We start from the raw sequence: 26,322 nt of genomic DNA, 5'->3' as shown, positions 1-26,322 counted from the left end.
CATGATTTACGATTCACGCTTCCTCCCCACGGTCGATTACTCTTCCGCAGTTGCGCTTCACTTCGCTCGCTGTGGTCAGCTTGCGGCGGGACTTTCACCCGCAAGAGTGCGCCCATGCTGGGCGCACGACGAAAAAAAAACCGCCCCGGCATGGCCGGAGCGGTTTTTCGTGCCGGTGCGCGTGTGGCTTACGCGGAGAACGACGAGCCGCAGCCGCAGGTCGACGTGGCGTTCGGGTTCTTGATGACGAACTGGGCGCCTTCGAGGTCGTCCTTGTAGTCGATCTCGGCGCCGACCAGGTACTGGTAGCTCATCGAGTCGATCAGCAGCATGACGCCGTTCTTTTCCATCGTCGTGTCGTCTTCGTTCACGATCTCGTCGAAGGTGAAGCCGTACTGGAAGCCCGAGCACCCGCCACCCTGCACGAAGACGCGCAGTTTCAGGTCGGGATTGCCTTCTTCCTCGATCAGTTGAGCAACCTTCTGGGCAGCGCTGTCGGTGAAATTGATGGGCGAGGGGATCGTGTCTTGTGCGTTTTGCACTTCGGCGACTGCGTTCATGGATAAACTCCTGATTGGATTCGGATTTCGTCCATTATAGACCGTTGGCGCCAGTCATGCTGAAGCCCCTTCGGCCGCCACGCCGAGATGAAAAACGGGCTCGGGGGCCGGCGCCAGGTCGGTCTGGTGCGTCAATTTTCCGGTGACGAGGGCGCCGCCGTGCATTTCCAGCAGGCGGTAATGGACATCCCCATGTATGCGGCCTTTCGGCTGCAATTCAAGGAGTTCCGACGAAAACACCGTCCCCGCGATATAGCCGTTGACCACCAGGTTGGCGCAACGGACCTCGCCCTCGATGCGCGCGTGTTCGGACACGATCAGCACGCTCTCGTTGCCGTCCGCGGCGACCACGTTGCCGTGCACCTCACCGTCGATGCGCAGGCCGCCGGTGAACACCAGATCCCCTTCGATGCGTGCGGAAATGCCGATCAGGCTATCGATTTCGCTTTTTGCGTTACGACCGAACATGATTGTCCCCTGTGCGTGTGGCGTCGACGTCAAAACTCAGTCCAACGGTCAATGTACCGGCGCCAACACTTGCCACCTTGATCTGCGTCTTGTGGCTTGGGGGTGAACGGTCCGGGCCGTTACGGCAGCAGCGCGATCTGCTTCAGGCCGGTACTTTCCGGCACGCCGAACATCAGGTTCATGCACTGCACGGCCTGGCCAGCCGCGCCTTTGACCAGGTTGTCCTGGACGACGAGGATGACGACCGTGTTGCCGTTGTCCGGACGGTGCAGCGCGATGCGCAGCATGTTCGAGCCGCGCGTCGAGCGGGTTTCCGGATGCGAGCCGAACGGCATCACGTCGACGAATTCCGCGTCCTTGTACTGCGCTTCGAACAGCGCTTGGAGGGCGTCGTTCGTGATGTCCTGCGTGAGGCGCGCGTACAGGGTCGAATGCATGCCTCGGATCATCGGCACGAGGTGCGGCGTGAAGATCAGGCCGACCTTCTGGTCCGTGTAGCGCTGCAGCTGGGCCGACGTCTCCGGCGTGTGGCGGTGGCCGTGCACGCCGTAGGCCTTGAAATTGTCGCTGGCTTCCGAGAACAGCGTGCCGATCTCGGCCTTGCGGCCGGCGCCGGACACGCCCGACTTACTGTCGGCGATCAGGTTGCCCGCATCGACGATGCCCGCCTTCAGCAGCGGATAAAAGCCCAACTGCATCGTGGTCGGGTAGCAGCCCGGGTTGGCGATCAGGCGCGCCTTCCGGATGTCGTCGCGGTTCAGTTCCGGCAGGCCGTACACGGCTTCTTCCAGCAGGTCGGGCGCGCTGTGCGGGATCTTGTACCACTTCTCGAACGTGGCCTGGTCCTTCAGGCGGAAGTCGGCGGCCAGGTCGATCACTTTCACGCCGGCGGCGATCAAATCGGGCGCCTGGGCCATGGCGACGCCGTGCGGGGTCGCGAAGAACACGACGTCGCACTGCTTCAGGTCGGCCTTGTCCGGGCTCGAGAACGCGAGGTCGACGTGGCCGCGCAGCGAGGGAAACATGTCGGCGACGGGCAGGCCGTCTTCCTTGCGCGACGTGATGGCGTTCAGCTGCGCCTCGGGGTGGGCTGCGAGCAGGCGCAGCAATTCCACGCCCGTGTACCCGGTGCCGCCAACGATGCCAACTTTGATCATGCTGTTTCCCCTTGGTAAATGAATACATTCTGTTCGAGCCCGCAATTTTAGCAGGCTGCTACGGCGCGTGCTGCATAGCCGCATGGCCGACGGTGAGCGCACGTCATCAGGCCGTCACAACCGTTACTTACCGTCCGCATGAATTTTTACACTGTTGCGCTTTTGTAATCAAAACCTCTGGAAATCCATGCCACGACGTTTCGCCTGACGCCGATCGCACGTACACGAACGATGCGGGCATGCCGTCGTGCTGGCTCGCGAACCTGTCGGTCGGCTGGCCGGGGCTGACCGGGATCAGGACCGGGGTCAGAGCCCGTTTTTTGGAAATTGCCCAAAACAGGGCTCTGACCCCGAATTTGGGCAACAAAAAAGCCGCCGGCTTTGCAGCGGGCGGCTTTTCGTTTCGGCAGCAGCGCAGCAGCGCTGCAGATCCGATTAACGCTTCGAGAATTGCTTTGCGCGACGTGCTTTGCGCAGACCAACTTTCTTACGCTCGACTTCACGGGCGTCACGGGTGACGAAACCGGCACGTGCCAGATCGCCCTTGAGGCCTGCGTCGTAGTCGATCAGTGCGCGGGTGATGCCGTGGCGCACTGCACCTGCCTGGCCGGACTCGCCGCCGCCATGCACGTTGACTTTGATGTCGAAACGCTCGACGTTGCCGGTCAGTTCCAGCGGTTGACGGATGACCATCAGGCCGGTTTCGCGCGAGAAGTATTCGGCGGCCGGTTTGCCGTTCACGATGATCTGGCCGGTGCCAGCTTTGATGAACACACGGGCCACTGCACTCTTGCGACGGCCGGTGCCGTAGTTGTAGTTACCGATCATGTCAGTTCCTTACTTAGATTTCGAGTGCTTTGGGTTGCTGGGCAGCGTGCGGGTGGGTGGCTTCCGCATACACTTTCAGCTTCTTGATCATTGCGTAGCCCAGCGGGCCCTTCGGCAGCATGCCTTTGACGGCTTTTTCCAGGGCGCGGCCCGGGAAGCGCTGTTGCATTTTCAGGAAGTTGGTTTCGTAGATACCGCCCGGGTAGCCCGAGTGACGGTAGTATTTCTTGTCGTTGGCTTTGGTGCCGGTCACGCGCAGTTTGCCTGCGTTGACGACGACGATGAAATCACCGGTATCGACGTGCGGAGTAAATTCCGGCTTGTGCTTGCCGCGCAGTCGGAGTGCCACTTCGCTGGCAACACGTCCGAGGACTTTGTCCGTCGCGTCAATCACGTACCAATCGCGCTGGACTTCATGGCCCTTAGCGGAAAAAGTTTTCATGTTGACTTCCTAATATAGGGGTAGTAATGCTCGAATGGTGGTTCCGCGGGCGATATTACTTCGCGGACTCTGCCTTATTGTCTTTTCCCGAGCAAATGGAAAGCCCACGACTATAGCCGATTTCTCACCCGACAGTCAAGGCCGCCCCCGCCTGCGCACTGGGGTGGAGGCAACGCAATTCCTAGCGGAATCACACAGCCTAGACTCCCACGCTGAGTCATGCAATTTTGCAACTTTTCATTGACCACGAAATCGATATCAAATTAGTATGATCTGCATCGATGAGGAGACTATTTGTTGAAATCCATCCTGTTCCTGGGCGCACTGCTGGCCACGCTCCCAGCGGCGGCGGCGCCCGCGGCACCGGCGCAGACGCGCACCTGCCACCTGCCCGGCGTCGAGGAAGCCCTGCGCTGCCTGACCCTGCCCGTTCCGCTCGAACCCGGCAAGCCCGCCACCCTGAACCTGCACGTGACGATCGCCCCCGCCCTGCGCCAGGGCGCGCGGCCGGATCCGCTGTTCGTGCTCGCGGGCGGCCCCGGCGAAGCGGGCAGCGACGTGCTGCCGCTGCTGTCCACCGCGTTCAAGCGCGTGCGCGCCACGCGCGACATCGTGTTCATCGACCAGCGCGGCACCGGGTTGTCCGGCAAGCTCGAATGCCCGTCCGACAGGGACGCGGATGCGCAGCTCAGCGATCTGGAGGCCGACGCCGCCATGCGCCGCTGCATCACGGCCAGCAAAACCCCGTTTGCCGCCTACACGACGGCCGCCGCCGCGCGCGACATCGAAGCGGTGCGCCGGGCGCTGGGCTATGAAAAGATCAATCTGTGGGGCGGTTCGTACGGCACCCGTCTCGCGCAGGCCTATGCGCGCGCCTACCCGGCCGCCGTGCGCACGCTTCTGCTCGACGCGGTCGCCGCGCCCGACCAGGTGATCCCGGCCGGCGGCCACGATGCCCAGGCCGCGCTCGACCGGCTGTTCGCGCAGTGCGCCAGGGATGCCGCCTGCGCCCGCGCCTACCCGAACCTGCGCGGCGAATTCGACGCGCTCGTCGGCAAGCTCGATGCGGCGCCCCTGAAACTGAACCTGCCGGACCCGCGCACGGCGCGCCAGGTCGACTTCACGATGACGAGCGCACGCCTGCTCAACACCGTGCGCAACATGCTGTATTCGCCGGCCGACGCGCGCCGCCTGCCCTTCCTCGTGCACAGCGCCAGCGAAGGCCGCTGGCAGCCGTTCGTCGCGCGCCGCAACCTCGCCGCCGACATGTCCGCGGAGGGTTCGCCGGCCACGTTGCTGCTCCTCGCCGTCGTCTGCGCCGAGGACATGCCGCGTTTTACGCCCGCGCTGGCGGCCGCCGACGCGAGCCCGCTGACGCGCACCCTGGGCGACCGCCTGCGCGGGTGGTGCCACGCCATGAACGTGCCGGCCGTCCCGTATGTCGCGCCGACGCGCATCGCCGCGCCCGCGCTGCTGCTGTCCGGCGCGCAGGACCCCGTCACGCCGCCACACCGCGCCCAGGAGGCCGCCCGCTACATGGCTAACGCGCAGCTGCTGACGGCGCCCAACGTCGGCCACGGCGTGTCGCAGCTGGGCTGCGCACCGCGCCTGCTGCGCGCCTTCCTCGACCGGCCCGAGGCCAAAGTCGACGGCGCCTGCCTGAACGAGATCCCGGCCCCGACCTTCCAGCTCGGCAGCGCCGGACCGCAACCCTGAACACAGGCCGCATATGATCGAAGCACACGAAGTCCGCAAACAGTTCGGCGCCGTGCAGGCGCTGGGAGGCGTCAGCTTCACGGCGCGCGACGGCAACATCACGGCCCTGCTGGGCCCCAACGGCGCCGGCAAGACGACCCTGCTGCGCACCCTCGTCGGCATGCTGAAACGCGACCACGGCACCATCCTGGTGGACGGCGTCGACCCGGAACGCGATCCGCTCGCCGTGCGCGCCAACATCGGCTTCCTGACCGACCAGTTCGGGCTGTACGAGCGCCTGTCCACGCGCGAATACCTCACGTATTTCGGGGAGCTGAACGGCATGGAAGACGGCGACCTGCGCCAGCGCATCGACGAGGTCTCGGAGATGCTCGCGATGGACGACATCCTGGAACGCCGCAGCAAGGGCTTTTCGCAGGGCCAGCGCATCAAGGTGGCCCTCGCGCGCGCGCTGCTGCACCGTCCGCGCCACCTGCTGCTCGACGAACCCACGCGCGGCCTGGACGTGATGAGCACGCGCGCCGTGCGCCACGCGCTGGCCGCGCTGCGCGCCGAGGGCTGCTGCGTCGTGATGGCCACGCACGTGATGCAGGAAGTCAGCCATTTGTGCGACGACGTGATCGTCATCGCCAAGGGCCATACCGTGGCGCAGGGCACGCCGGCCGACCTGTGCCGGCGCACCGGCATCGCCAACCTGGAAGACGCCTTCGTGCGCCTGGTCGGCACCGACGAAGGGATCGTCGCATGAAATCCAAATTCCTCGTGGTGTTTCGCAAAGAATTCAAGGAATCGCTGCGCGACAAGCGCTCGCTCGGCCTGCTGGCCCTGTTCACGCTGATGTACCCGGTGCTGCTGGGCGTCCTGCTGCACCAGTGGATCGAGCGCGCCACGCGGCCCGAGCGCGAAGGCATCGTGCTGGCCGTGATCGGCGGCGCGCAGGCGCCCACCTTGATGGCCCAGCTGAAGCAGAAGAGCATCACCGTCCACGATACGCCGCCGCTCACCGAAGCCGCGATCGGCGACCTGCTGCGCGCAAAGAAGGCCGCCGCCGTGCTGCGCCTGCCCGGCAAGTACGCGCGCGACTACGAGGCGATGCGGCCGGCCCGCATCGAGCTGTGGTTCGATTCGTCGACGGAGCAGGACGGCCGGCGCGATGTCGAGGACGTGCTGAACGCCTACGGCGCCAACATCGCCAGCGCGCGCCTGCTGGCGCACGGCGTGTCGCCGGCGGCGCTGTCGCCCGTGCAGGTGCAGCGCTACGACACGGGCACGACGGCCGCGCGTTCCGCCGGCATCATCGGCGGCATCCTCGGCTTCCTGTTCTTCCCCGCGTTCATCTGCGGCCTCTCGGCGGCGGTCGATTCCACGGCGGGCGAGCGCGAACGCCGCTCGCTCGAGGTGCTGATGGCGCAGCCCGTGCGCACGTGGGAACTCGTCGGCGGCAAATGGCTGGCCGCGGCGTCGCTGGCCGTCATCGGCATCACGCTGGAACTGATGCTGGCGCACGGGATCCTGTCGTGGATGCCGCTGGAAGAAATCGGCATGAGCTGGCGCGTGGGCTGGGGACGGCTGCTGCTCGTGTGCCTGGCGTCCGTGCCGCTGTCGCTGTTCGCGGCCGCCATGCAGATCGCGGTGGCGATGAACGCCCGCTCGTTCAAGGAAGCACAGAGCGTGCTGTCGATCGTGATGCTGGTGCCGATGCTGCCGGGGCTCGCCGTGTCGATGCTGGAGCTGAAGACGGCGTCGTGGATGTACCTCGTGCCGATGCTGTCGAACCAGACCTTGCTGCGCGAGACGGCGAAGGGCGGCGACATCGGGTTCCTGCCGTTCGTGCTGACGTTCCTGTGTTCCGCGCTGGCGGCGTGGGCGGCCGTCGCGTTCGCCGCCTGGCGCATGAAGAGCGAGCGCTACGTGCTGGCCGTCTGAACGATGGAATGCGACCCGGCCAGCACGGTGCGCCGCGCTGGCTTAGAATGGACGCCCTCGTCAACACACACTCAAGCGGAGAATTCGATGGAAGTCAAAGTCAGCTGGAACGGACCGTCCGGGATGAGCTTCCGGGCCGAGACCGGCTCCGGCCACCTGGTCAACATGGATGGCGCCCCCGAAGGCGGCGGCCACAACCTGGCGCCGCGCCCGATGGAAATGGTGCTGCTGGGTACCGGTGGATGCACCGCCTACGACGTCGTGCTGATCCTCAAGCGCAGCCGCGAGGACGTGCGCGGCTGCGACGTCACCCTGAAGGCCGAACGCGCCGAGACGGACCCGAAGGTGTTCACGAAGATCCACTTCCACTTCATCGTCACGGGCCGCGACCTCAAGCCGGCGACCGTCGAGCGGGCCGTCAACCTGTCGCACGACAAGTATTGCTCGGCCTCGATCATGCTGGCCAAGACGGCCGAGATCACGCACTCGTTCGAGATCGTCGAGGGTTGATTTTCGTGGCGGCGCATGGCCAAATTCACACGCCTGCGTCACGTTGGCTTGTCAGATGTAATACGCCGCCGTGGTCATCACCCTGGACATGGCGCGCATCGCCGCCTTGACGGGCAGCGGCATCTCGGCGGCGCCCATCGCCTCGGCCTTGGCGCCGTGTTCGATCTCGTCGTCGCGCATCCGGGTGACGATCGCGCGCGATTTCGCGTCGTGCGGCGGCAGCTGCTCGAGGTGGCTGTTCAGGTGCGCCTCGACCTGGCGCTCCGTCTCGACGACGAAACCGAGGCTGACGGCGTCGCCCAGGCGCGATGCGACCGTCCCGAGCGCGTAGGCGCCGGCATACCACAGCGGATTCAGCAGGCTCGGCTGCGAGCCCAGTTCGGCCAGGCGCTCGGCCGTCCAGGCCAGGTGGTCTTCTTCCTCGCGTCCGGATTGCGCGAACTGCGCGCGCATGGCATTCGTGGACGCGCGCCGGCCCTGCGCATCGTACAGCGCTTGCGCGCACACTTCCCCCACGTGGTTCACACGCATCAGGCCCGCGCTGTGCCGCTGTTCCTGGGCATTCAGCTCGCAATCCGGGGCCGACACGCCCGGATTCGGGCGCGCGGCCTTCGCCACGCCGCCCATGACGCGCAACGCCTTGTCGAAGCCGACGATCAGGTGGTCGAGAGGATGGAGGATGCGGGGTGCGGTTGCCATGGGATGCCTTTTCAGCCTGGTTGTTCGATAAGCCGAATTATATGCCCTCGGCCGCCGCGCCTCCCGCCCTCGTCTTCTGCGCAAGCTTCTGCGCCTCCAGCCAGTCGTGCAACGGCCCGTCCACCTCGAGCTTCGAGATATTCTTCGCGACGCCCAGGTTCAGTTCCAGCAGGAAGGGGATCGAATCCCGGTGCACGTCGGTGCAGGTGCTGGTGAACGCCGCCATGAAGCGCTCGGATTGCACCACCGGCAAGACCCGCTGGCCGCTCATGAATTGCAGGACGCTCGTGATCGTGTGGCCGCCGCCGATCGTGTGGTAGATGAAGCGGTTGAAGTCGCGGTCGACCGTCTTGAAATCGATGGCTTCCTTCGTCATCAGCCCGGCCAGGTAGTACAGGCCGACGGCGACGCGGAACCAGTCCGTCGATTCGGCCCGGGTGCGGCCCTGGCGCGTGACGGCCAGCACCTTGTCCTTGATGAGGGTATCCATGGGCCCATTATGCGCCCGTCCGGATATCACCGGCAATGTTGCCAAAGTGGACAGAAAGCATGCCGTACCGTATGCTGGCGGGCATCCTGCTCCCGCTTTTCTGCACTCTGGACTTGTGAAAACGCCGTATGTCGCACGGCTGCTGCCGCGTCAGCTCGTTTTTAATACAATGCAACAGTCATGAAATACGTGCATTGTCACGTGCAACGGGAGTCTCCATGGAATTACAAATCCGCAACCTGTCCAAGACCTATGCCAATGGCGTGGTCGCGCTGGACAAGGTCACGCTGAGCATCCCGCCGGGGATGTTCGGCCTGCTGGGCCCGAACGGGGCCGGCAAGTCGACCCTGATGCGGATCCTCGCCACCTTGCAGGAATGCGACAGCGGCTCCGTCTTCCTGGACGACATCGACGTGCTCGACGAAAAGGACGAGGTGCGCCGAATGCTGGGCTATCTGCCGCAGGATTTCGGTGTCTACCCGAAAGTGACCGCTTACGAACTGCTCGACCACTTCGCGCAATTGAAGGGCCTGGCACAGCGCCACCGCCGGCGCGAAGTGGTCGACGCCCTGCTGCAGCAGACCAATCTGTTCGAGGTGCGCAACCAGAAGCTGGGCACCTTTTCCGGCGGCATGCGCCAGCGCTTCGGCATCGCCCAGGCCCTGCTCGGCGACCCGCAACTGATCATCGTCGACGAGCCGACGGCCGGCCTCGACCCGCAGGAGCGGGTGCGCTTCCACAACCTGCTGTCCGACATCGGCGAGGACAAGACCGTGATCCTGTCCACGCACATCGTGTCCGACGTGGCCGACCTGTGCGCCAACATGGCGATCATCAACAAGGGCCACGTGCTGCTGTGCGGCGAACCGGTCCGCCTCATCGAGGGCCTCGAAGGCAAGATCTGGGCAAGAGTCGTCAGCAAGCAGGACCTGCCCGCCTTCCAGAAGCGCCACACCGTCATCTCCACGCGCCTGCTGTCCGGACGCACGCTGATCCACGTGCACGCCGACCGCTATCCCGGCGACGACTTCGAACCGATCCACCCGACCCTGGACGACGTCTATTTCGCCACCATCGCCGGCCGCCACAACGGCCTGGCGGGGAATTGCTGACGCCATGGGCGCGCTCCTCGCCATCGCCGGCTTCGAGGCCAGGCAGCGCCTGAAGCTGCTGTCGACCTGGGTGTATTTCCTTGCCTTCTTCGCGCTGGCGCTGCTGTGGATGGCCGCCGCGGGCGGCGTGTTCAAGGATGCCTTCGTGTCATTCGGCGGCCGCGTCCTGATCAACGCGCCGCGCCAGATCGCGCTGAGCGTGGCCTTCCTCGGCTGCCTGGGCGTCATCGTCGTGGCCGCGATGATGGGCCGCTCGGTGCAGCAGGACTTCGAATACGAGATGCATCACTTCTTCTTCAGCGCGCCGATCCCGAAGTACGCCTACGTGTTCGGACGCTTCCTCGGCGCGCTGGCCACGCTGGCCGTCGTGTTCTCGGCGATCCTGTTCGGCACCCTGCTGGGGACCGTGCTGCCCGGGATCGATCCCGCCCGCGTCGGGCCCTATTCGGTGGCCGGCTACCTGCTTCCCTTTTTCCTCACGCTGCTGCCGAACCTGTTCATCTTCGGCGCCATCTTCTTCGTGCTGGCGGCGCTCACGCGGCGCATGCTGGCCGTGTACGTAGCCAGCGTCGTCATGCTGATCGGTTACATCGTCGCGCCGTCGCTGGCGCGCGACCTCGATTACAAGACGCTCGCGGCGCTGATCGATCCGTTCGGCACGACGGCGCTGATCCGCCTCACCGAGTACTGGAGTGTCACGGAACGCAATACGCTGCAGGTCCCGCTCGAAGGCGTCTACCTCGTCAACCGCGCGCTCTGGTCGCTGTTCTCGCTCGTCGCGCTGGGGCTCGGCTACTGGCGCTTCAGCTTCGTGTCCACGCCCGCGGGCCGGCGCGGCCAGGCGCGGCTTGACCCCGACGCCGCGCCGCAGGCGGCGCCCCTCCCCGCCGACATGTACGAGGCACCGGACTTCGCCGCGCGCAGCCTCGCCGTGCTGCTGGCGAAATCGAGCTGGCTCGCGTTCCGGGAATCCGTCAAGAACGTCTACTTCGCCGTGATCGTCCTGGCGGGCATGCTGACCCTCGTCGTCAGCTCGCTCGACCTGGGCGCGATCTACGGCACGAAGACCTATCCCGTCACGTACATGGTGCTGGAACTGATCCGCGACGTGTTCGCGCTGTTCCTGCTGATCGTCACGACGTTCTATGCCGGCGAGATGGTGTGGCGCGAACGCGAGGCGCGCATGGGCCTGATGCTGGACGCGCTGCCCGTGCCCAGCTGGCTGCCGCTGGCCGCCAAGACCATCGCCCTCGTCGGCCTGCAGGCGCTGCTGCTGCTGGCCGCGATGCTGTGCGGGATGGGCATCCAGCTGGCGCACGGCTACGTGACGCTGGAGCCGGGCCTGTACCTGACGACGCTGTTCGGCATCCTGCTGCCCCGCTACGCGCTGCTGGCCGTGCTGGCGATCGCCGCCCAGGCCATCCTGAACCACAAATACCTCGCCTACTTCGCGCTGGTGACCTATTACGTGGCCACGCTGTTCCTCGGCGGCTTCGGCCTCGACCACCCGATGCTCGTGTACGGCGCGCTGCCGGACGTGACCTATTCGGCCATGAACGGCTTCGGCCACTTCCTGGCACTGCAGCGCGCACTGCAAGTCTACTGGGGCGGCGCGGCCGTCGTCCTGTTCACCATCGCGCTCGTGCTGTGGCCGCGCGGCGTGAGCGACAGCTTCGCCGAGCGCCTGCAACTGGCGCGCCGCCGCCTGACGCCCGGCGTGCTGGGTGCGTTCGCGGCCGGCATCCTGATCTTCGCCGCCAGCGGCGCCCTGCTGTGGTACAACCTCGTGCACCTGGGCGCGTACCAGACGGCCTGGCACAAGGAGCAGGTACGCGCCGACTACGAGCTGCGCTACAAGCGCTATGCGAAACTGCCGCAGCCGCGCATCACGGACGTCGGCCTGCAGGTCGATATCCATCCCGGCAGCCGCACGCTGAAGGTGCACGGCTTCTACCAGCTGGAAAACCGCACGGGCGCGCCGGTCCGCGACGTCGTCCTGTTCCAGAAGCCCGGCCCGGCATTCCATCCGCGCTTCGCGCAGGCGGCGCGGCTGCTGCGCGCCGATCCGGCTCACGGCTTTTATCATTACCTGCTGGCGGCGCCCCTGCAGCCCGGCGCGCGCGTGGCGCTGGAATTCGATCTGCTGGACGCCCCCGGCGGCGTCCTGGGACTGGGCCGCGACACGGCCGTCGTCGGCAACGGCACCTTCTTCAGCAACGAGATCCTGCCGCACGTCGGCTACCAGCGCACGTACGAGCTGGAGGACGACCGCGACCGCAAGCACCACGGCCTCGCGCCGCGGGAACGCATGGCCGCGCGCGACGACCTGAGCGCGCGCGCGAACAACTACATCGCCAACGACGCCGACTGGATCCGCTTCGACGCCGTCGTCAGCACGAGCCCGGACCAGACGGTCGTCGCGCCGGGCACGCTGGAGCAGGAGTGGATGAGCGGCGGGCGGCGCTGGTTCCATTACAAGGCCGACAAGCCCGTGCTGAACTTCTACACGTTCCAGTCGGCGCGCTACGAAGTGCGCCACGACCGCTGGCAGGACGTGACGATCGACGTCTATTACCAGCCCGGCCACGAGTTCAATGTCGACCGCATGATCCGCGGCGCCAAGGCGGCCCTCGCCTATGGCTCGAAGCACTTCAGCCCCTACCAGAACCGCGAGCTGCGCATCGCGGAGTTCCCCCGCTATGCATCGTACGCGCAGGCGGCGCCGGGCACGATCCCGTTCTCGGAAAGCGTGGGCTTCATCGCCAAGGTGGACCCGGAATCGCGCAAGGACATCGACTACCCGTATTACATCAGCGCGCACGAGGTGGGCCACCAGTGGTGGGCGCACCAGATCGTCGGCGCCGACGTGCGCGGCGCGACCGTGCTGTCGGAAAGCCTCGCCGAATACACGGCGCTGATGACGATGAAGAACACGCTGGGATCGAGCAAGATGCGGCGCTTCCTGCGCTACGACCTGGAGGAATACCTGATGGGCCGCGCGCGCGAGAACAAGAAGGAGCTGCCGCTCGCGCAAAACGAAAACCAGAGCTACATCCACTACCACAAGGGCAGCCTCGCGATGTACCTGCTGCAGGACATGGTGGGCGAGGACGCCGTCAACGGCGTGCTGCACGGCCTGCTGCTGGAATACGCGTACAAGGGGCCTCCCTATCCGACCGTGGCGACGCTGGTCGACCGGCTGCGCGGCATCACGCCGCCGGACAAGGCCTACCTGATCGACGACCTGTTCGAATCGATCGTCCTGTACGAAAACCACACCGACAGCGCGACGGCGCACCGCCGGCCGGACGGCAAGTACGAGGTCGAGATCCGCGCCACGGCCGGCAAGGTGCGCGCCGGCGACAAGGGCGAGGAGCAGCCTGTGCCGCTGCGCGACTACATCGAATTCGGCGTCGACGACAGTGACGGCAACCCGCTCGCGCGCGAGCGCCGGCTCGTGACGCAGACCGATCAGCGCGTCGTGCTGGTGGTCGACGGCCGCCCGGCGCGGGCGGGCATCGATCCCGACAACAAGCTGATCGACAGGAAGCCAACGGACAATATGCAGCCAGTCGACATGCACTGAACTTCACGTTATGATCTGGTCACAAAACCCTGCTAGGAGACACCCCATGTCCAATGCCACCGTCGCCGAACTGGCCGGTCAGATCCAGCAACTGTCCCCCGAGGACAGGCATGAGCTGTTGCGTCTGCTGATGGTCGACAGTGACGATGGCGACCAGGATGCCGACGAAGCCTGGCGCAACGAAATCGTGCGCCGCGTGAAGGCGATCCGGAACGGCGAGGCGGCCATCCGGGCGCTGCAGGAGGACTGGCGCGAATAACGCCGCCATCGGACGTAAAAAAACCGCGATGCCGAAGGATCGCGGTTTTTTTTATGCGTTCGATAACAAGACTAACGGTATGCGCCCGAGGCGCGTCGCCCCCTGAAGGCAGGGCCCGCGTTTTGCCCGCGCCGACGCAGCGCCGAAAGCACGTCACCCCTGCGAAGGCAGGGGCCCCAAGTTCTACCCGCGTCGAGGCAACGCCGAAAGCACGTCGCCCCTGCGAAGGCAGGGGCCCAAGTTCTACCCGTGTCGAGGCAACGCCGAAAGCACGTCGCCCCTGCGAAGGCAGGGGCCCAAGTTCTACCCGCGTCGAGGCAACGCCGAAAGCACGTCGCCCCTGCGAAGGCAGGGGCCCAAGTTTTGCCCGTGTCGACGCAGCGCTGAACCTGGGTCCCCGCCTTCGCGGGGACGACGGGGGCTTATTCGCCCGCGACCGCCTTCTTGGCCGCCGTGGCGCGCTTGGCCGGCGCTTTCTTGGCGGCGACCGTCTTGGTGGCCGCTTTCGCCGCAGGTTTCGCGGCTGCCTTGGTCGCCGCGGTCTTGCGCGCGGCCGGCTTGGCGGCGGCGGCTTCCGCGCCGCTATCGCCTTCCTCGGCCTGTTCCTTGGGCTTCGCGCCCGGCTTGGCCTTGCGCTCCTCGAACTCGAAGCTGATCTTGCCGTCCTTGCCGCGCACGAGGAACGCCTTGAACGACCGGCGGGTCCGTTGCGAGACGAAGCCCGGCAGCAGGTCGGTCTTGCCTTCGTTCAGCAGCTTGGCCATCTGCTCGGGCAGGATCTCCTGCTGCAGGATGATGCGGCTGCTGCGGAAATCGCAGGTCTTGGGCTTGGCGACGGTGTGTTCGCAGACATAGGCCAGGCCCATCTCGTAGACATTGCCGGCGCACTTGGGGCACGGGCCGAGCGGCGTCTGGCCGGTGAAGTCGACGCCTTCGCCGTCCTCGCCCTCGTCCTGGTCCTGGCCGAAGTCGAATTCCAGCTTGAAGTTCTTGATATCCTCGTCGCGCACGATGCGCAGGATCGCGGCGAACGGCCGGCCCATCTTCGAGCGGAAGCCCTGCAGCGGACCGATGGTGCGCTTCTCCAGCAATTCCTCGACTTCCTCGATCTCGAACTGGCGCCCGCCCGGCACCTTGCTCATCGAAAAATCGCACTTGGTGCAGGCAAAGCGGCGGTAGTTTTCCTTGACGACGCCACCGCAGTTCGGGCACGGCGTCTTCAAGGTGGCGTACTCGCCCGGGATCGTGTCGTTGTTGTATTCCTTGGCCCGCTTGACGATGATCTGGGTCATCTCGGCGATTTCGCGCATGAACTCTTCGCGCGACATCTTGCCCTTTTCCATCTGCGACAGCTTGTATTCCCATTCGCCCGTCAGTTCCGGCGCCGTCAATTCGTTCACGCCGAGGCCGCGCAGCAGGGTCATCAGCTGGAACGCCTTGGCGGTCGGGATCATCTCCCGGCCTTCGCGCAGCAGGTATTTTTCGGTCAGCAGGCCTTCGATGATCGCGGCGCGCGTGGCCGGTGTGCCGAGGCCCTTGCCGGCCATGGCGTCGCGCAATTCATCGGAATCGACCAGCTTGCCGGCGCCCTCCATCGCCGACAGCAGGGTCGCTTCGTTGTAGCGTGCGGGCGGCTTGGTGACGAGGCCGTTGGCGTTGACCTGCTCGGCCTTCACCAGCTCGCCCTTCGCCACCGGCACGAGGCTGGCGCCGTCCTTGTCGTCGCCCGTCGTGTCCTTGCCGTACACGGCCAGCCAGCCCGGGTTCGTCATGACCTTGCCCTCGGTCTTGAACTGGTGGCCTTCGACTTCCGTGAAGCGCGTCGTGACGAGGAATTCCGCGGCCGGGAAGAACACGGCCATGAAGCGGCGCGTGACGAGGTCGTACAGCTTCTGTTCCGGCTCGGACAGGTTTTTCGGCGCGACGCCGGTCGGGATGATCGCGAAGTGGTCCGAGATCTTGCTGTTGTCGAAGATGCGCTTGTTCGGCTTGACCCAGCCCTTGTCCAGGATCTGCTTGGCGAACGGCAGATAGTTCGAACTGCCCTTCAACACTTCCAGCGTGGACTTGACGGTGTCCAGGTAGTCTTCCGGCAGCGCGCGCGCATCCGTACGGGGGTAGGTCAGCACCTTGTGCTTTTCGTACAGCGCCTGCGCCAGGCCCAGCGTGTTCTTGGCCGAGAAGCCGAAGCGGCCGTTGGCCTCGCGCTGCAGCGACGTCAGGTCGAACAGCGCGGGCGCCATCGACGTGGTCGGTTTCGATTCTTCGGTGACCTTGCCCTGCTTGCCCATGCAGGCGGCGACGATGGCGTCGGCCGCAGCCTTCGACCACAGGCGCTCGGCACGCTTCTCGGCGTCGTTCTCGTCTTTCTTGAACCCGGTGTCGAGCCAGCGGCCTTCGTACATGCCGGCGGCGCAGCGGAATTCCGCGCGCACTTCCCAGTAGTCGCGCGCCACGAATTTCTTGATCTTCTCTTCGCGCTCGACGACGATCGACAGGGTCGGCGTCTGCACGCGGCCCACGGTGGTGAGGTAGAAGCCACCCTCTTTCGAGTTGAAGGCCGTCATCGCACGGGTGCCGTTGATGCCGATCAGCCAGTCCGCTTCCGAGCGGCAGCGCGCGGCATCGGCCAGCGGCAACATGTCCTGGTCGCTGCGCAGGTGGGCGAAGCCGTCGCGGATCGCGTTCGGCGTCATCGATTGCAGCCACAGGCGCTTGACGGTCTGCTTGGCCTTGGCGTTCTGGGCGATCAGGCGGAAGATCAGTTCACCTTCGCGGCCCGCGTCGCATGCGTTGATCAGGGTATCGACATCCTTGCGCTTGATCAGCTTGTTCAGCACTTTGAGGCGCGACTCGGTCTTCGCGATCGGATTCAGCGCGAAGTACGGCGGAATCATGGGCAGGTGCGTAAAACTCCACTTGCCGCGCTTGACGTCGTATTCCTCGGGCACCGCGATCTCGAGCAGGTGGCCGACGGCGGACGACAGGACGAAGTCGTCGGATTCGAAATACTCATCGTGCTTGGTAAAGCCGCCGAGCGCCTTGGCGATATCGTTCGCCACGGAGGGTTTTTCGGCAATGATGAGGGCTTTGGTCATATGGTTTCTCGTACTTGTTCTTGGCTTTGGCTCGCGCATCATACATGAGCCATAGATCAGGGCGGCTCGATAAGCCGGCCGCTTGTTGTCTTACTATTAGCTTATTGGTAACGATTGGCAGGTAGCGGCCAATGATAAGCGGGTTGCCGCGCAATCCGCAAGTAGACTCTGCCTGCGTGCGCATTGTGGCAACCCACCTATCCTGCCGAGCAAAATACGCTTGACCTTGCTTTATCGCAAGAAAAAACGGGGCCGCGGCCCCGTTTTCGTATTCATGATTGCATCGCTGTCAATGCAGCAGGCGCGGCGCCGCGTCTTCCTCGTCCGAACCGAACAGGTCGTCGAACATCAGCGCATCCGGTTCCTTGCCCTGGCTCCACAGGAGCATCAGGACGATGATCTTGAGCTTGCCCAGCGTGACGGGCGACTCGTCCAGCGCCAGCGCGCGTTCGATGACGATTTCGCGCTGCGACGCGGACAGCAACCCGGCCAGTTCGAGGAACTGGATGAAGCCGACGGCGGCGCTGCCGAGCGTATCGACTTCCTGGGCAATATAAAAGCGCGTGCCGCTCGATTCGAGCGCGGGATTGGTCGTCCCGGCCATTTCCCTCAGGCCATTCAACCAGTCCAGCGCTTCGGAAATTTCGATATCGTCGAAACCGACGGCGGACAGCTTGCGTGCCAGGGCCTCCGGCTCGGGGCAGGCATCGGGACGGTAATACGTCTCGTAGAGATAGACTAGGATGTCGAACATGGTGACGCTACTGTAGCAGCTAAACTCCTCGCGGCACAAGTGCGTCACGTGCGCCACTAACGCCCGGAAACATCAGCGTTGTTTATCGGCCTTATCGGGTTTGCCAGCTGTGTTCCTTCCAATTATCGCTCGAATATCCTTTGAACGAGGCCGCCCGGGAGGCGCTCGACGCACCGCGCCAGCTCCAGCACGAGCAGGCGCGCACTGAGTTCTCCCGGGTGCCAGCCGAGCCGGGACAGCAATACATCCGGGTCGACGGGGTCGTGGCCGAGGGCCGCCAGCAGCGCGGATTCGGCTTGCCCGCCGGCATCAGCTTCGGCGCCGTTATCGATCTTGTTATCTGTTAAGGAAATATCTGGGGCGGGTAAGCGGGGCGCCAGGCGAGCCGCCTGCAGTGCCAGCAGCGGCGACTGCGCGAGCGCTTCCAGCACGTCGCGCGCCGTGTCGACGAGTTTCGCGCCCTCGCGGATCAGCATGTGGCAACCCTTGGCCAGCGCCGCGTGGATCGAGCCGGGAATCGCGAACACGTCGCGCCCCTGCTCGGCGGCCTGGCGCGCCGTGATCAGCGAGCCGGACTGCGCGGCCGCCTCGACGACGAGCACGCCGGCCGCGAGGCCGCTGATGATCCGGTTGCGTTTAGGGAAATTGCCGGGCAACGGTGGCGTGCCGATGGGATATTCGCTGACGATGCAGCCTTCATGGGCGATGCGCTCGCACAGGGCACGGTTGCGGGCCGGGTAGGCGATATCGGGACCCGTGCCGACGACGGCGACGGTCCCGCCGCAGCGCCGCAGCGCGCCCTCGTGGGCCGCGGCGTCGATGCCCAGCGCGAGGCCGGAGACGATGCACAGCCCGGCTGCGGACAATGTTTCCGCGAACGCCAGCGCGTTCGCCCTGCCCTGCACGCTGGCGTTGCGGCTGCCGACGATGGCGAGGGCCGGTCCGTCCAGTAAATGTGCATGCCCTCTAATATAGAGGAGCAGCGGCGGGTCGGGGATGCTGGCCAGCAGCTCGGGATAACCGGGTTCGCCCAGCGCCAGGACGTGGTGGCCGGGTGTGGCCAGCCAGTCCATCGTGGCGTCGAGCAGGCGGCGCGTCGTGGCGGCGGGCGGTTGCAGCAGGGCGTGCGCCTGCGCCGGGCTCACGTGGGCGGCCAGCGCGGCGAAGTCGGCGGCGAACACGGCGCCAGGGTTGCCGAAGGCATCCAGCAGCGCGGCCGCCGCGCGCGGACCGATGCCGGCGCTGCGCTCCAGGCGCAGCCAGGCGGCCAGCCGGTCCGCTACGTGAAGGTCCGTGTCCTGCACGGTGGGGTTACTCCGGTGATTTCGCGACGTCGCCGATCTGCACGGGCGCCGACACCTGCATGACCAGGCCGTACGCGACATGGTCGAAAACCCGGAAGATGAACAGTTCGCCGTATTGCTCGTCCGGGAGCCTCAGTTTGGCCTTGCCGAAGCCGAGGAAGCCTTTGCTTTCCGGGTCCGTCACGGTCTGTCCGAGATGATAAAACTGCAGCACGGCGCCGACATCGAGTCCGTCAAGCGTGCCCCGATTGACAGTCACGACCTGGTTCTGCGCCGCATAATTCGATTCGGACGCCATGGCCATCACGCGCGCCACCACCGGCCGGGCGGGCGCGTGCGGCACATAGTTGCGCAGCGGCGTGGGCGGCGTCGGCAGCAGCCGGTCGCCGACACCCATCTCCTTCACCGACTGGGTGACGACGAAGGTGTGCACGTCCGTGCCCGGTCCCGCCGGCTTCACGAGGCGCGCCGTGCCGACATAGGCCGCCTCATAGGCGGTGACCTTGTTGGTATCCGGATCGATGAGCTCCTTGCCCGGGCGGAAGACCTGGAAGCTGGTCGCCCCGTCGAGTGCGCCGCGCACATAGATGCGGTCGCCTTCTCCCAGGTAGAGCCGGTCTTCCTGGGCGGCGACGATGCGCGCCGCGCCGGCCAGCGCCTGCTGCTCGACGACGAGCGGCTGGGTCAGGAAAGGTTCGATCGCGCCGGCGGGAATCGCGGGCACGGCATTGTTCTCGCCCATGTCTTCCGTGCGCAGCTGCGGCGACAGGCGCACGATGGGTGGCGCGCCGGCATCCGGTCCGGCGCCCGGCTTGTTCAACGTGAGGCGGCCATGGGCGCGGTCGAAATAGACGACCTGGCCCGGATAGATCCAGTGCGGATTGCGGATGTCGTCGCGGTTCATGCCCCACACCTGGGGCCAGCACCACGGATGCTCGAGGAAGGCGCCAGAAATGTCCCACAAGGTATCGCGCTTGACGACGACGTGCTGGTCGGGCGCGTTCGGGCGAAACGAACAGGTAGTGGCGGCCTGGGCCGGAATAGCCGCAAGGAAGGCGAACGCGGCCGTGGCAGCGGTGCGGAGCGCGAGCGACCGGGCAGCGCCTGTGCTAAAATTTTTCATTGGAGAGTCCGTAAAGTGCCGTATCGACACGAGTGCTACGCCACCTCGGCCGGCAACAACGCAGGAAACAGACGACTCTTCGACCGCGCAGCGGATCATGAAGGGTCGCAAGAGTTGCCTTACTGAATCAAATTCTGCCGAGAAATCCCTGAACTAGCAAGACAAACCGTGCCCGGCAGCGGGGACGGCGTGTTGCGTTTATGCCTGTGCAGCCTTTGAATCGGGCGACGGACCCCGATATACCGATTATTGATTGACTTCGAATACACAGCCATGGCTTTACTGAACATCCTCCGCTACCCCGACCCGCGCCTGCACAAGGTCGCCAAGCCGGTCACCGAATTCGGCGACCGCCTCCACAAGCTCGTGGCGGACATGGCCGACACCATGTACGACGCCCCCGGCGTGGGCCTGGCCGCCACGCAGGTCGACGTGCACGAGCGCATCGTCGTCATCGACGTGACCGAGACCAAGGACAATCTGCTGGTCTTCGTCAATCCGGAAATCATCTGGTCCAGCCCGGACAAGCAGGTCTACGACGAAGGCTGCCTGTCGGTGCCCGGCATTTATGACGGCGTCGAACGTCCGGCACGCGTCAAGGTACGCGCTGTCGACCAGGATAACAAGCCCTTCGAGCTGGAGGCCGACGGCCTGCTGGCCGTATGCATCCAGCACGAGCTGGACCACTTGCTGGGCAAGGTCTTCGTGGAATACCTGTCGCCGCTCAAGCGCAACCGCATCAAGACGAAGTTGCAGAAGGAAGAGCGCGACATGCAGCGCTCGTCCGCGCGCCGCGCATGAGCGGCCTGAAAGTCGTCTTCGCCGGCACGCCGGAATTTGCCGCCGTGGCGTTGCGCGCCCTGCTCGACGCCGGTTTCGACGTGCCGCTCGTGCTGACCCAGCCGGACCGCCCGGCCGGCCGCGGCATGCAGTTGCAGGCGTCCGCGGTGAAACAGGTCGCCGTCGCGCACGGTATCGACGTATTGCAGCCGCTGTCGCTGCGCATGGATGCCAAGGACCCGCAGCGCGCCAGCGAAGCGCAGGCCGCGCACGCGCGCCTGCTGGCGACGGCGTACGACGTGATGGTCGTGGCCGCCTACGGCCTGATCCTGCCCCGTTCCACGCTCGACATCAAACCGTGCATCAATATCCACGGCTCCGTCCTGCCGCGCTGGCGCGGCGCCGCCCCGATCCACCGCGCGATCGAATCGGGCGATGCGGAAACGGGCGTCACCATCATGGAAATGGAAGAAGGCCTGGACACGGGCCCGATGCTGCTCGTCGAGCGCGTCGCCATCGACGACACGGACACGACGGGCAGCCTGCATGACAAGCTGGCGGCCCTCGGCGGCCGCATGATCGTCGTCGCGTTGCAAAAAATGGCGCAGGGTCAATTGGAAGCCGTGCCCCAGCCGGACGAAGGCGTGACGTATGCCGCCAAGATCGGCAAGGAAGAGGCGAAGCTCGACTGGACGCTGGCGGCCGTCGACCTCGCACGCAAGGTGCGCGCCTTCAATCCCTTCCCTGGCGCACATGGCCAGGCGGGATCGACGACGATCAAGATCTGGAACGCGCAACCCGTCGATGGCCAGGGCCGGCCGGGCCAGGTGCTCCAGGCCGATGCGCACGGCATCGTGGTCGCCTGCGGCACCGGCGCGCTCCGTTTGACGGCACTGCAAAAGCCGGGCGGCAAGCGCCTGGCGGCGGCCGAATTCCTGAAGGGCTTTTCGTTCGACGGCCTCGCGTTCGCCTGAACACGACGCGGCAATAAAGAAGGGCATCAGCCGGTTCGCGCCGGGTGATGCCCTTCTGTTTTATCTGGTCTGGTGGGCTCGGAGAACCCACCCTACGGGACAATGTCCCTGACAGCATCCCGTTCCGGGCATCAGGCCTGAACACAGGCCCGCGGGGCGCTGTGCCCCGACCATCAATGCGTTAAAGGAATCAGTGCTGCTCGCCCTGAGCACGCACGCGATTCGCTTCCATGTATTCGCGCAGGACCTGGTTGATGCGGGTCTGGTAGCCCGGACCGGCCGACTTGAACCATTCCAGCATGTCCACATCCAGGCGGATCGTGACGATTTGTTTGACGCCGGCGACGGCGTGGGCCTTGGCCGGAGCGCTTTCCTCGGTGCGAGCTGCCGGCTGGTCCCACTCGGATACGTATTCTTTATTCATTGCAATTCTTCCCATTTTGGAGGCGGAGCAAACGTCCGCGCACTCCGTTGATCGGACTCATACTGATCGTGAAACCGCGCCTGCGGCGGTTCCATGAAGTTAATTGTCGTCCCTGTATGTATCCAGGAAATTGCTAATACGCGGCAATTTGTATCCCAATGTAACAATGTGGCATTTGATACAGTGCGTTACAAACGTCTTTACAGTCCTGTCTTTTTTTGAGCGAACCGTCGGCCACCGGCCGTCCCGGGAACAAACTCGGCCAGTAACGGTATAATCACAGACCCGCCTCACATTTATCTCCAGCAGACCCCAGGAAAGCCAACGATGATCACCGCCGTCCACGCCCCGTCCCCCGTCGAAGCCAAGTTGCGCGAGATCCTCGCGCGCCGCATCATGATCCTGGACGGCGCGATGGGCACGATCATCCAGCAATACAAGCTGGACGAACAGGCCTACCGCGGCGGTCCGAATGGTCGTTTCACCGATTTCACGGCGCCCGCCACCAGCGGGGCGCGCGAGCTGTTCGTCAAGGGCAACAATGAATTGCTGAACCTGACGCAGCCGCAGATCATCCAGGAAATCCACGAGCGCTACCTGGCCGCCGGCGCCGACATCATCGAGACGAACACGTTCGGCGCGACCGGCGTCGCCCAGGACGACTACCACATGGCCCACCTCGTGCGCGAGATGAACGTGGAAGCCGCCAGGCTGGCCCGCGCCGCCTGCGTCAAGTATTCGACCCCGGACAAGCCCCGCTACGCCGCCGGCGCCCTCGGCCCGACGCCGAAGACGGCATCCATTTCGCCGGACGTGAACGACCCGGCCGCGCGCAACGTCACGTTCGACCAGCTCGTCGCGGCATACTACGAACAGGTCGACGCGCTCGTCGAGGGCGGCGTCGACCTGCTGCTCGTCGAGACCATCTTCGACACGCTGAACTGCAAGGCCGCCCTGTTCGCCATCGACCAGTATTTCGCCGAGCACCCGGCCACGCCGCGCCTGCCGCTGATGATTTCCGGCACCGTCACGGATGCGTCGGGCCGTATTTTGTCCGGCCAGACCGTGCCCGCATTCTGGAACTCGGTGCGCCACGCGAAGCCGCTGACGATCGGCCTGAACTGCGCGCTGGGCGCGGCCCTGATGCGTCCGTACGCGGAAGAGCTGTCGCAGATCGCCGACACGTTCGTCTGCATCTACCCGAACGCCGGCCTGCCCAACCCGATGAGCGACACCGGCTTCGACGAGCTGCCGGAAGACACGTCCGCCCTGCTGCGCGAATTCGCCGACGCCGGCTTCGTCAACATCGCCGGCGGCTGCTGCGGCACGACGCCGGAACACATCCAGGCCATCGGCGCCCTGCTGGCGGACTGCCCGCCGCGCACCCTGCCCGAGATCCCCGTCGCGCTGCGCCTGTCCGGCCTGGAGCCGTTCGTCGTCGACGACACCTCGCTGTTCGTCAACGTCGGCGAGCGCACCAACGTCACGGGTTCGAAGGCGTTCGCGCGCATGATCCTGAACGAGCAGTTCGACGAAGCACTGTCCGTCGCGCGCCAGCAGGTCGAGAACGGCGCCCAGGTCATCGACATCAACATGGACGAGGCGATGCTCGATTCGCAGGCCGCGATGACGCGCTTCTTGAACCTGATCGCATCGGAACCGGACATCTCGCGCGTGCCGATCATGATCGACTCGTCGAAATGGAGCGTGATCGAGGCCGGCCTGAAATGCGTGCAGGGCAAGGCCATCGTCAACTCGATCTCGATGAAGGAAGGCGAGGAAGAATTCCTGCGCCAGGCCACCCTGTGCCGCCGCTACGGCGCCGCCGTGATCGTGATGGCCTTCGACGAGAAGGGCCAGGCCGACACGTTCGAGCGCAAGACCGAGATCTGCAAGCGCGCCTACGACACCCTCGTGCAGAAGGTCGGCTTTCCGCCGGAAGACATCATCTTCGACCCGAACATCTTCGCCATCGCCACCGGCATCGAAGAGCACAACAACTACGCCGTCGACTTCATCAACGCCACGCGCTGGATCCGCGAGCACCTGCCGTATGCGAAGGTGTCGGGTGGCGTGTCGAACGTGTCGTTCTCGTTCCGCGGCAACGACCCGGCGCGCGAAGCGATCCACACCGTGTTCCTGTACCACGCCATCAAGGCCGGCATGACGATGGGTATCGTCAACGCGGGCATGGTGGGCGTGTACGACGATCTCTCGCCGGAACTGCGCGAGCGCGTGGAAGACGTCGTGCTGAACCGCCGCGAGGACGCGACCGAGCGCATGATCGAATTCGCCGGCACCCTGAAGGCCGGCGGCACGAAACAGGAACAGAACCTCGAGTGGCGCGACGCGCCCGTGGGCAAGCGCCTCGCGCACGCGCTCGTGCACGGCATCACGCAGTGGATCGTCGAGGACACCGAGGAAGCACGCGCCGGCATCGCGAACGCAGGCGGCCGGCCGATCCAGGTGATCGAAGGCCCGCTGATGGACGGCATGAACGTCGTCGGCGACCTGTTCGGCCAGGGCAAGATGTTCCTGCCGCAGGTGGTGAAATCGGCGCGCGTGATGAAGCAGGCCGTCGCCCACCTGATCCCGTTCATCGAGGAAGAAAAGGCGGCGGAGGAAGCGCGCACCGGCATCGTCGCGAAACCGAAGGGCAAGATGGTCATCGCGACCGTGAAAGGCGACGTGCACGACATCGGCAAGAACATCGTCTCCGTCGTCCTGCAATGTAATAACTTCGAGATCGTCAACATGGGCGTGATGGTGCCCGCGTCCGAGATCCTCGCGAAGGCCAAGGAAGAAAACGCGGACATCATCGGCCTCTCGGGCCTGATCACGCCGTCGCTCGAAGAAATGGCCCACGTCGCGCGCGAGATGCAGCGCGACCCGTGGTTCCGCGACCGCCGCATTCCCCTCCTGATCGGCGGCGCGACGACGAGCCGCGCGCACACGGCCGTCAAGATCGCGCCGCATTACGAAGGCCCGGTCGTGTACGTGCCGGACGCGTCGCGCTCCGTCTCGGTGGGCCAGTCGCTCGTGACGGCGGAGACCCGCGACGGCTACGTCGCCGAGATCGCCGAGGACTACGTGCGCATCCGCGAACAGCACGCCAATAAAAAAGCGCTGCCGATGGTGAGCCTGGAACAGGCGCGCGCCAACAAGGCGCAGCTGGCGTTCGCGCCGCTGAAGCCGAAGTTCATCGGCCGCCGCGTCTTCAAGAACGTCGACCTGGGCACGCTCGCCCGCTACATCGACTGGGGCCCGTTCTTCCAGACGTGGGACCTGGCCGGCCCCTACCCCGCGATCCTGACCGACGAGGTGGTGGGCGAAGCGGCGGCCAAGGTGTTCGAGGAAGGCCAGGCGCTGCTGAAGAAGATCATCGACGGCCGCTGGCTGACGGCGAACGGCGTCGTTGCCCTGCTGCCCGCGAACAGCGTCAACGACGACGACATCGAGATCTACACGGACGACACCCGCAGCGAAGTCGCGTTCACGTGGTACGGCCTGCGCCAGCAGGGCGTCAAGCCGGTGGTGGACGGCGTGCAGCGCCCGAACCAGTGCCTGTCCGACTTCATCGCGCCGAAATCGTCCGGCATCGCCGACTACATCGGCATGTTCGCCGTGACGGCCGGCATCGGCGCCGAGAAGATCGAGAAGCGCTTCGAAGCCCAGGGCGACGACTACTCGTCGATCATGGTGAAGGCCCTTGCCGACCGCCTGGCCGAAGCGTTCGCCGAGTACATGCACGAGCGCGTGCGCACGGACCTGTGGGGTTATGTGGCGGACGAGAAGCTGTCGAACGAGGCGCTGATCAAGGAAGAATACGTCGGCGTCCGCCCGGCGCCGGGTTATCCGGCATGTCCGGAGCACACCGTCAAGGCCGACCTGTTCAAGGCCTTGCAGGCCGAGGAGATCGGCATGGAACTGACGGAATCGTTCGCGATGTATCCGGGCGCCGCGGTGTCGGGCTTTTACTTCTCGCACCCGGAGTCGAAGTATTTCGTGGTCGGCAAGATCGGGCAGGACCAGCTCGACGACATGGCCAGGCGCCGCGGCCTGGACAAGGCCGAAGTGGAGCGGTACCTGGCGCCGAACCTCTGATCGAACTG

Annotated in this window: 22 protein-coding genes; 10 read left to right on the top strand and 12 right to left on the bottom strand. The window is 65.3% G+C overall.

Features of this window, described 5'->3' with window-relative positions; translation table 11 throughout:
- Nucleotides 1-188: 188 nt before the first annotated feature.
- The 5 genes from erpA to rplM form a co-directional block, all read right to left on the bottom strand.
- Complete coding sequence (gene erpA / locus U9J41_RS21845; RefSeq protein WP_056447984.1) at nucleotides 189-560, bottom strand: iron-sulfur cluster insertion protein ErpA; 372 nt, start codon at nucleotides 558-560, stop codon at nucleotides 189-191.
- A gap of 54 nt (nucleotides 561-614) precedes the next feature.
- Nucleotides 615-1,028, bottom strand: coding sequence for a bactofilin family protein (locus tag U9J41_RS21840; protein WP_322404257.1), 414 nt, complete (start codon nucleotides 1,026-1,028; stop codon nucleotides 615-617).
- Nucleotides 1,029-1,147: 119 nt separating this feature from the next.
- Nucleotides 1,148-2,185, bottom strand: coding sequence for an N-acetyl-gamma-glutamyl-phosphate reductase (gene argC, locus U9J41_RS21835; protein WP_322404256.1), 1,038 nt, complete (start codon nucleotides 2,183-2,185; stop codon nucleotides 1,148-1,150).
- Nucleotides 2,186-2,620: 435 nt separating this feature from the next.
- The gene (rpsI, locus tag U9J41_RS21830) at nucleotides 2,621-3,013 is read right to left on the bottom strand and encodes a 30S ribosomal protein S9 (protein WP_028102305.1); all 393 of its coding nucleotides are present in this window, start codon (nucleotides 3,011-3,013) and stop codon (nucleotides 2,621-2,623) included.
- Nucleotides 3,014-3,026: 13 nt separating this feature from the next.
- Nucleotides 3,027-3,455: a 50S ribosomal protein L13 gene (rplM, locus tag U9J41_RS21825; protein ID WP_036235400.1), complete on the bottom strand. Its 429-nt coding sequence runs from the start codon at nucleotides 3,453-3,455 to the stop codon at nucleotides 3,027-3,029.
- 297 nt (nucleotides 3,456-3,752) lie between these two features.
- On the opposite strand from rplM, the gene U9J41_RS21820 reads away from it, so the two are divergent.
- From U9J41_RS21820 to U9J41_RS21805, 4 genes are all read left to right on the top strand, one after another.
- Nucleotides 3,753-5,171 (top strand): alpha/beta hydrolase, encoded by a 1,419-nt coding sequence (locus tag U9J41_RS21820; RefSeq protein WP_322404255.1) that lies wholly within the window; start codon nucleotides 3,753-3,755, stop codon nucleotides 5,169-5,171.
- 13 nt (nucleotides 5,172-5,184) lie between these two features.
- A complete protein-coding gene (locus U9J41_RS21815; RefSeq protein ID WP_322404254.1) occupies nucleotides 5,185-5,919 on the top strand; it encodes an ABC transporter ATP-binding protein in 735 nt (244 codons plus the stop codon).
- The gene (locus U9J41_RS21810) at nucleotides 5,916-7,097 is read left to right on the top strand and encodes an ABC transporter permease (protein WP_322404253.1); all 1,182 of its coding nucleotides are present in this window, start codon (nucleotides 5,916-5,918) and stop codon (nucleotides 7,095-7,097) included. The genes U9J41_RS21815 and U9J41_RS21810 overlap by 4 nt, the downstream gene beginning before the upstream one ends.
- A gap of 87 nt (nucleotides 7,098-7,184) precedes the next feature.
- Entirely contained in the window at nucleotides 7,185-7,607 is a 423-nt protein-coding gene (locus U9J41_RS21805; RefSeq protein WP_056448005.1) for an OsmC family protein, read from the top strand.
- 51 nt (nucleotides 7,608-7,658) lie between these two features.
- Here the strand turns inward: U9J41_RS21805 and coq7 are convergent, their stop codons facing one another.
- Nucleotides 7,659-8,306 (bottom strand): 2-polyprenyl-3-methyl-6-methoxy-1,4-benzoquinone monooxygenase, encoded by a 648-nt coding sequence (coq7, locus tag U9J41_RS21800; protein ID WP_322404252.1) that lies wholly within the window; start codon nucleotides 8,304-8,306, stop codon nucleotides 7,659-7,661.
- 37 nt (nucleotides 8,307-8,343) lie between these two features.
- On the bottom strand, nucleotides 8,344-8,796 hold the full coding sequence (locus U9J41_RS21795) for a hypothetical protein (protein WP_322404251.1): 453 nt from the start codon (nucleotides 8,794-8,796) through the stop codon (nucleotides 8,344-8,346).
- Nucleotides 8,797-9,014: 218 nt separating this feature from the next.
- Here U9J41_RS21795 and U9J41_RS21790 point away from each other — a divergent pair, with 218 nt between their 5' ends.
- The 3 genes from U9J41_RS21790 to U9J41_RS21780 are packed head-to-tail and all read left to right on the top strand — an operon-like array spanning nucleotide 9,015 to nucleotide 13,753.
- Nucleotides 9,015-9,908, top strand: a complete 894-nt coding sequence (locus tag U9J41_RS21790; RefSeq protein WP_322404250.1) for an ABC transporter ATP-binding protein — start codon at nucleotides 9,015-9,017, stop codon at nucleotides 9,906-9,908.
- Nucleotides 9,909-9,912: 4 nt separating this feature from the next.
- On the top strand, nucleotides 9,913-13,494 hold the full coding sequence (locus U9J41_RS21785) for an ABC transporter permease/M1 family aminopeptidase (protein WP_322404249.1): 3,582 nt from the start codon (nucleotides 9,913-9,915) through the stop codon (nucleotides 13,492-13,494).
- Between the two features lie 46 nt (nucleotides 13,495-13,540).
- Nucleotides 13,541-13,753, top strand: a complete 213-nt coding sequence (locus U9J41_RS21780) for an addiction module protein (RefSeq protein ID WP_056448020.1) — start codon at nucleotides 13,541-13,543, stop codon at nucleotides 13,751-13,753.
- Nucleotides 13,754-14,175: 422 nt separating this feature from the next.
- Here U9J41_RS21780 and U9J41_RS21775 read toward each other — a convergent pair whose 3' ends face one another.
- From U9J41_RS21775 to U9J41_RS21760, 4 genes are all read right to left on the bottom strand, one after another.
- The gene (locus U9J41_RS21775; protein ID WP_322404248.1) at nucleotides 14,176-16,851 is read right to left on the bottom strand and encodes a DNA topoisomerase III; all 2,676 of its coding nucleotides are present in this window, start codon (nucleotides 16,849-16,851) and stop codon (nucleotides 14,176-14,178) included.
- 289 nt (nucleotides 16,852-17,140) lie between these two features.
- On the bottom strand, nucleotides 17,141-17,605 hold the full coding sequence (locus U9J41_RS21770; protein ID WP_056448026.1) for a Smg family protein: 465 nt from the start codon (nucleotides 17,603-17,605) through the stop codon (nucleotides 17,141-17,143).
- A gap of 122 nt (nucleotides 17,606-17,727) precedes the next feature.
- Complete coding sequence (gene dprA, locus U9J41_RS21765; RefSeq protein ID WP_322404247.1) at nucleotides 17,728-18,909, bottom strand: DNA-processing protein DprA; 1,182 nt, start codon at nucleotides 18,907-18,909, stop codon at nucleotides 17,728-17,730.
- A gap of 7 nt (nucleotides 18,910-18,916) precedes the next feature.
- Nucleotides 18,917-20,032 carry a LysM peptidoglycan-binding domain-containing protein gene (locus U9J41_RS21760; protein ID WP_322404246.1) on the bottom strand — a complete coding sequence of 372 codons (1,116 nt, stop codon included), beginning with the start codon at nucleotides 20,030-20,032 and terminating at the stop codon, nucleotides 18,917-18,919.
- Nucleotides 20,033-20,305: 273 nt separating this feature from the next.
- Here U9J41_RS21760 and def point away from each other — a divergent pair, with 273 nt between their 5' ends.
- Together def and fmt are read left to right on the top strand one after the other, a co-directional pair.
- Nucleotides 20,306-20,833: a peptide deformylase gene (gene def, locus U9J41_RS21755; RefSeq protein WP_322404245.1), complete on the top strand. Its 528-nt coding sequence runs from the start codon at nucleotides 20,306-20,308 to the stop codon at nucleotides 20,831-20,833.
- A 5-nt stretch (nucleotides 20,834-20,838) separates the two neighbouring features.
- Entirely contained in the window at nucleotides 20,839-21,786 is a 948-nt protein-coding gene (gene fmt / locus U9J41_RS21750; protein ID WP_322404262.1) for a methionyl-tRNA formyltransferase, read from the top strand.
- A 190-nt stretch (nucleotides 21,787-21,976) separates the two neighbouring features.
- Here the strand turns inward: fmt and U9J41_RS21745 are convergent, their stop codons facing one another.
- Nucleotides 21,977-22,210 (bottom strand): BrnA antitoxin family protein, encoded by a 234-nt coding sequence (locus U9J41_RS21745; RefSeq protein WP_322404244.1) that lies wholly within the window; start codon nucleotides 22,208-22,210, stop codon nucleotides 21,977-21,979.
- Between the two features lie 327 nt (nucleotides 22,211-22,537).
- On the opposite strand from U9J41_RS21745, the gene metH reads away from it, so the two are divergent.
- Nucleotides 22,538-26,314, top strand: a complete 3,777-nt coding sequence (gene metH, locus U9J41_RS21740) for a methionine synthase (RefSeq protein ID WP_322404243.1) — start codon at nucleotides 22,538-22,540, stop codon at nucleotides 26,312-26,314.
- The last annotated feature ends 8 nt before the right edge of the window (nucleotides 26,315-26,322 follow it).

Source organism: Massilia luteola, from assembly GCF_034420155.1.
In the GTDB taxonomy this organism is placed as follows: domain Bacteria; phylum Pseudomonadota; class Gammaproteobacteria; order Burkholderiales; family Burkholderiaceae_D; genus Telluria; species Telluria luteola.
The sequence above is the reverse complement of the archived record's forward strand: the minus strand, read 5'-3'. Positions and strand labels throughout refer to the sequence as shown.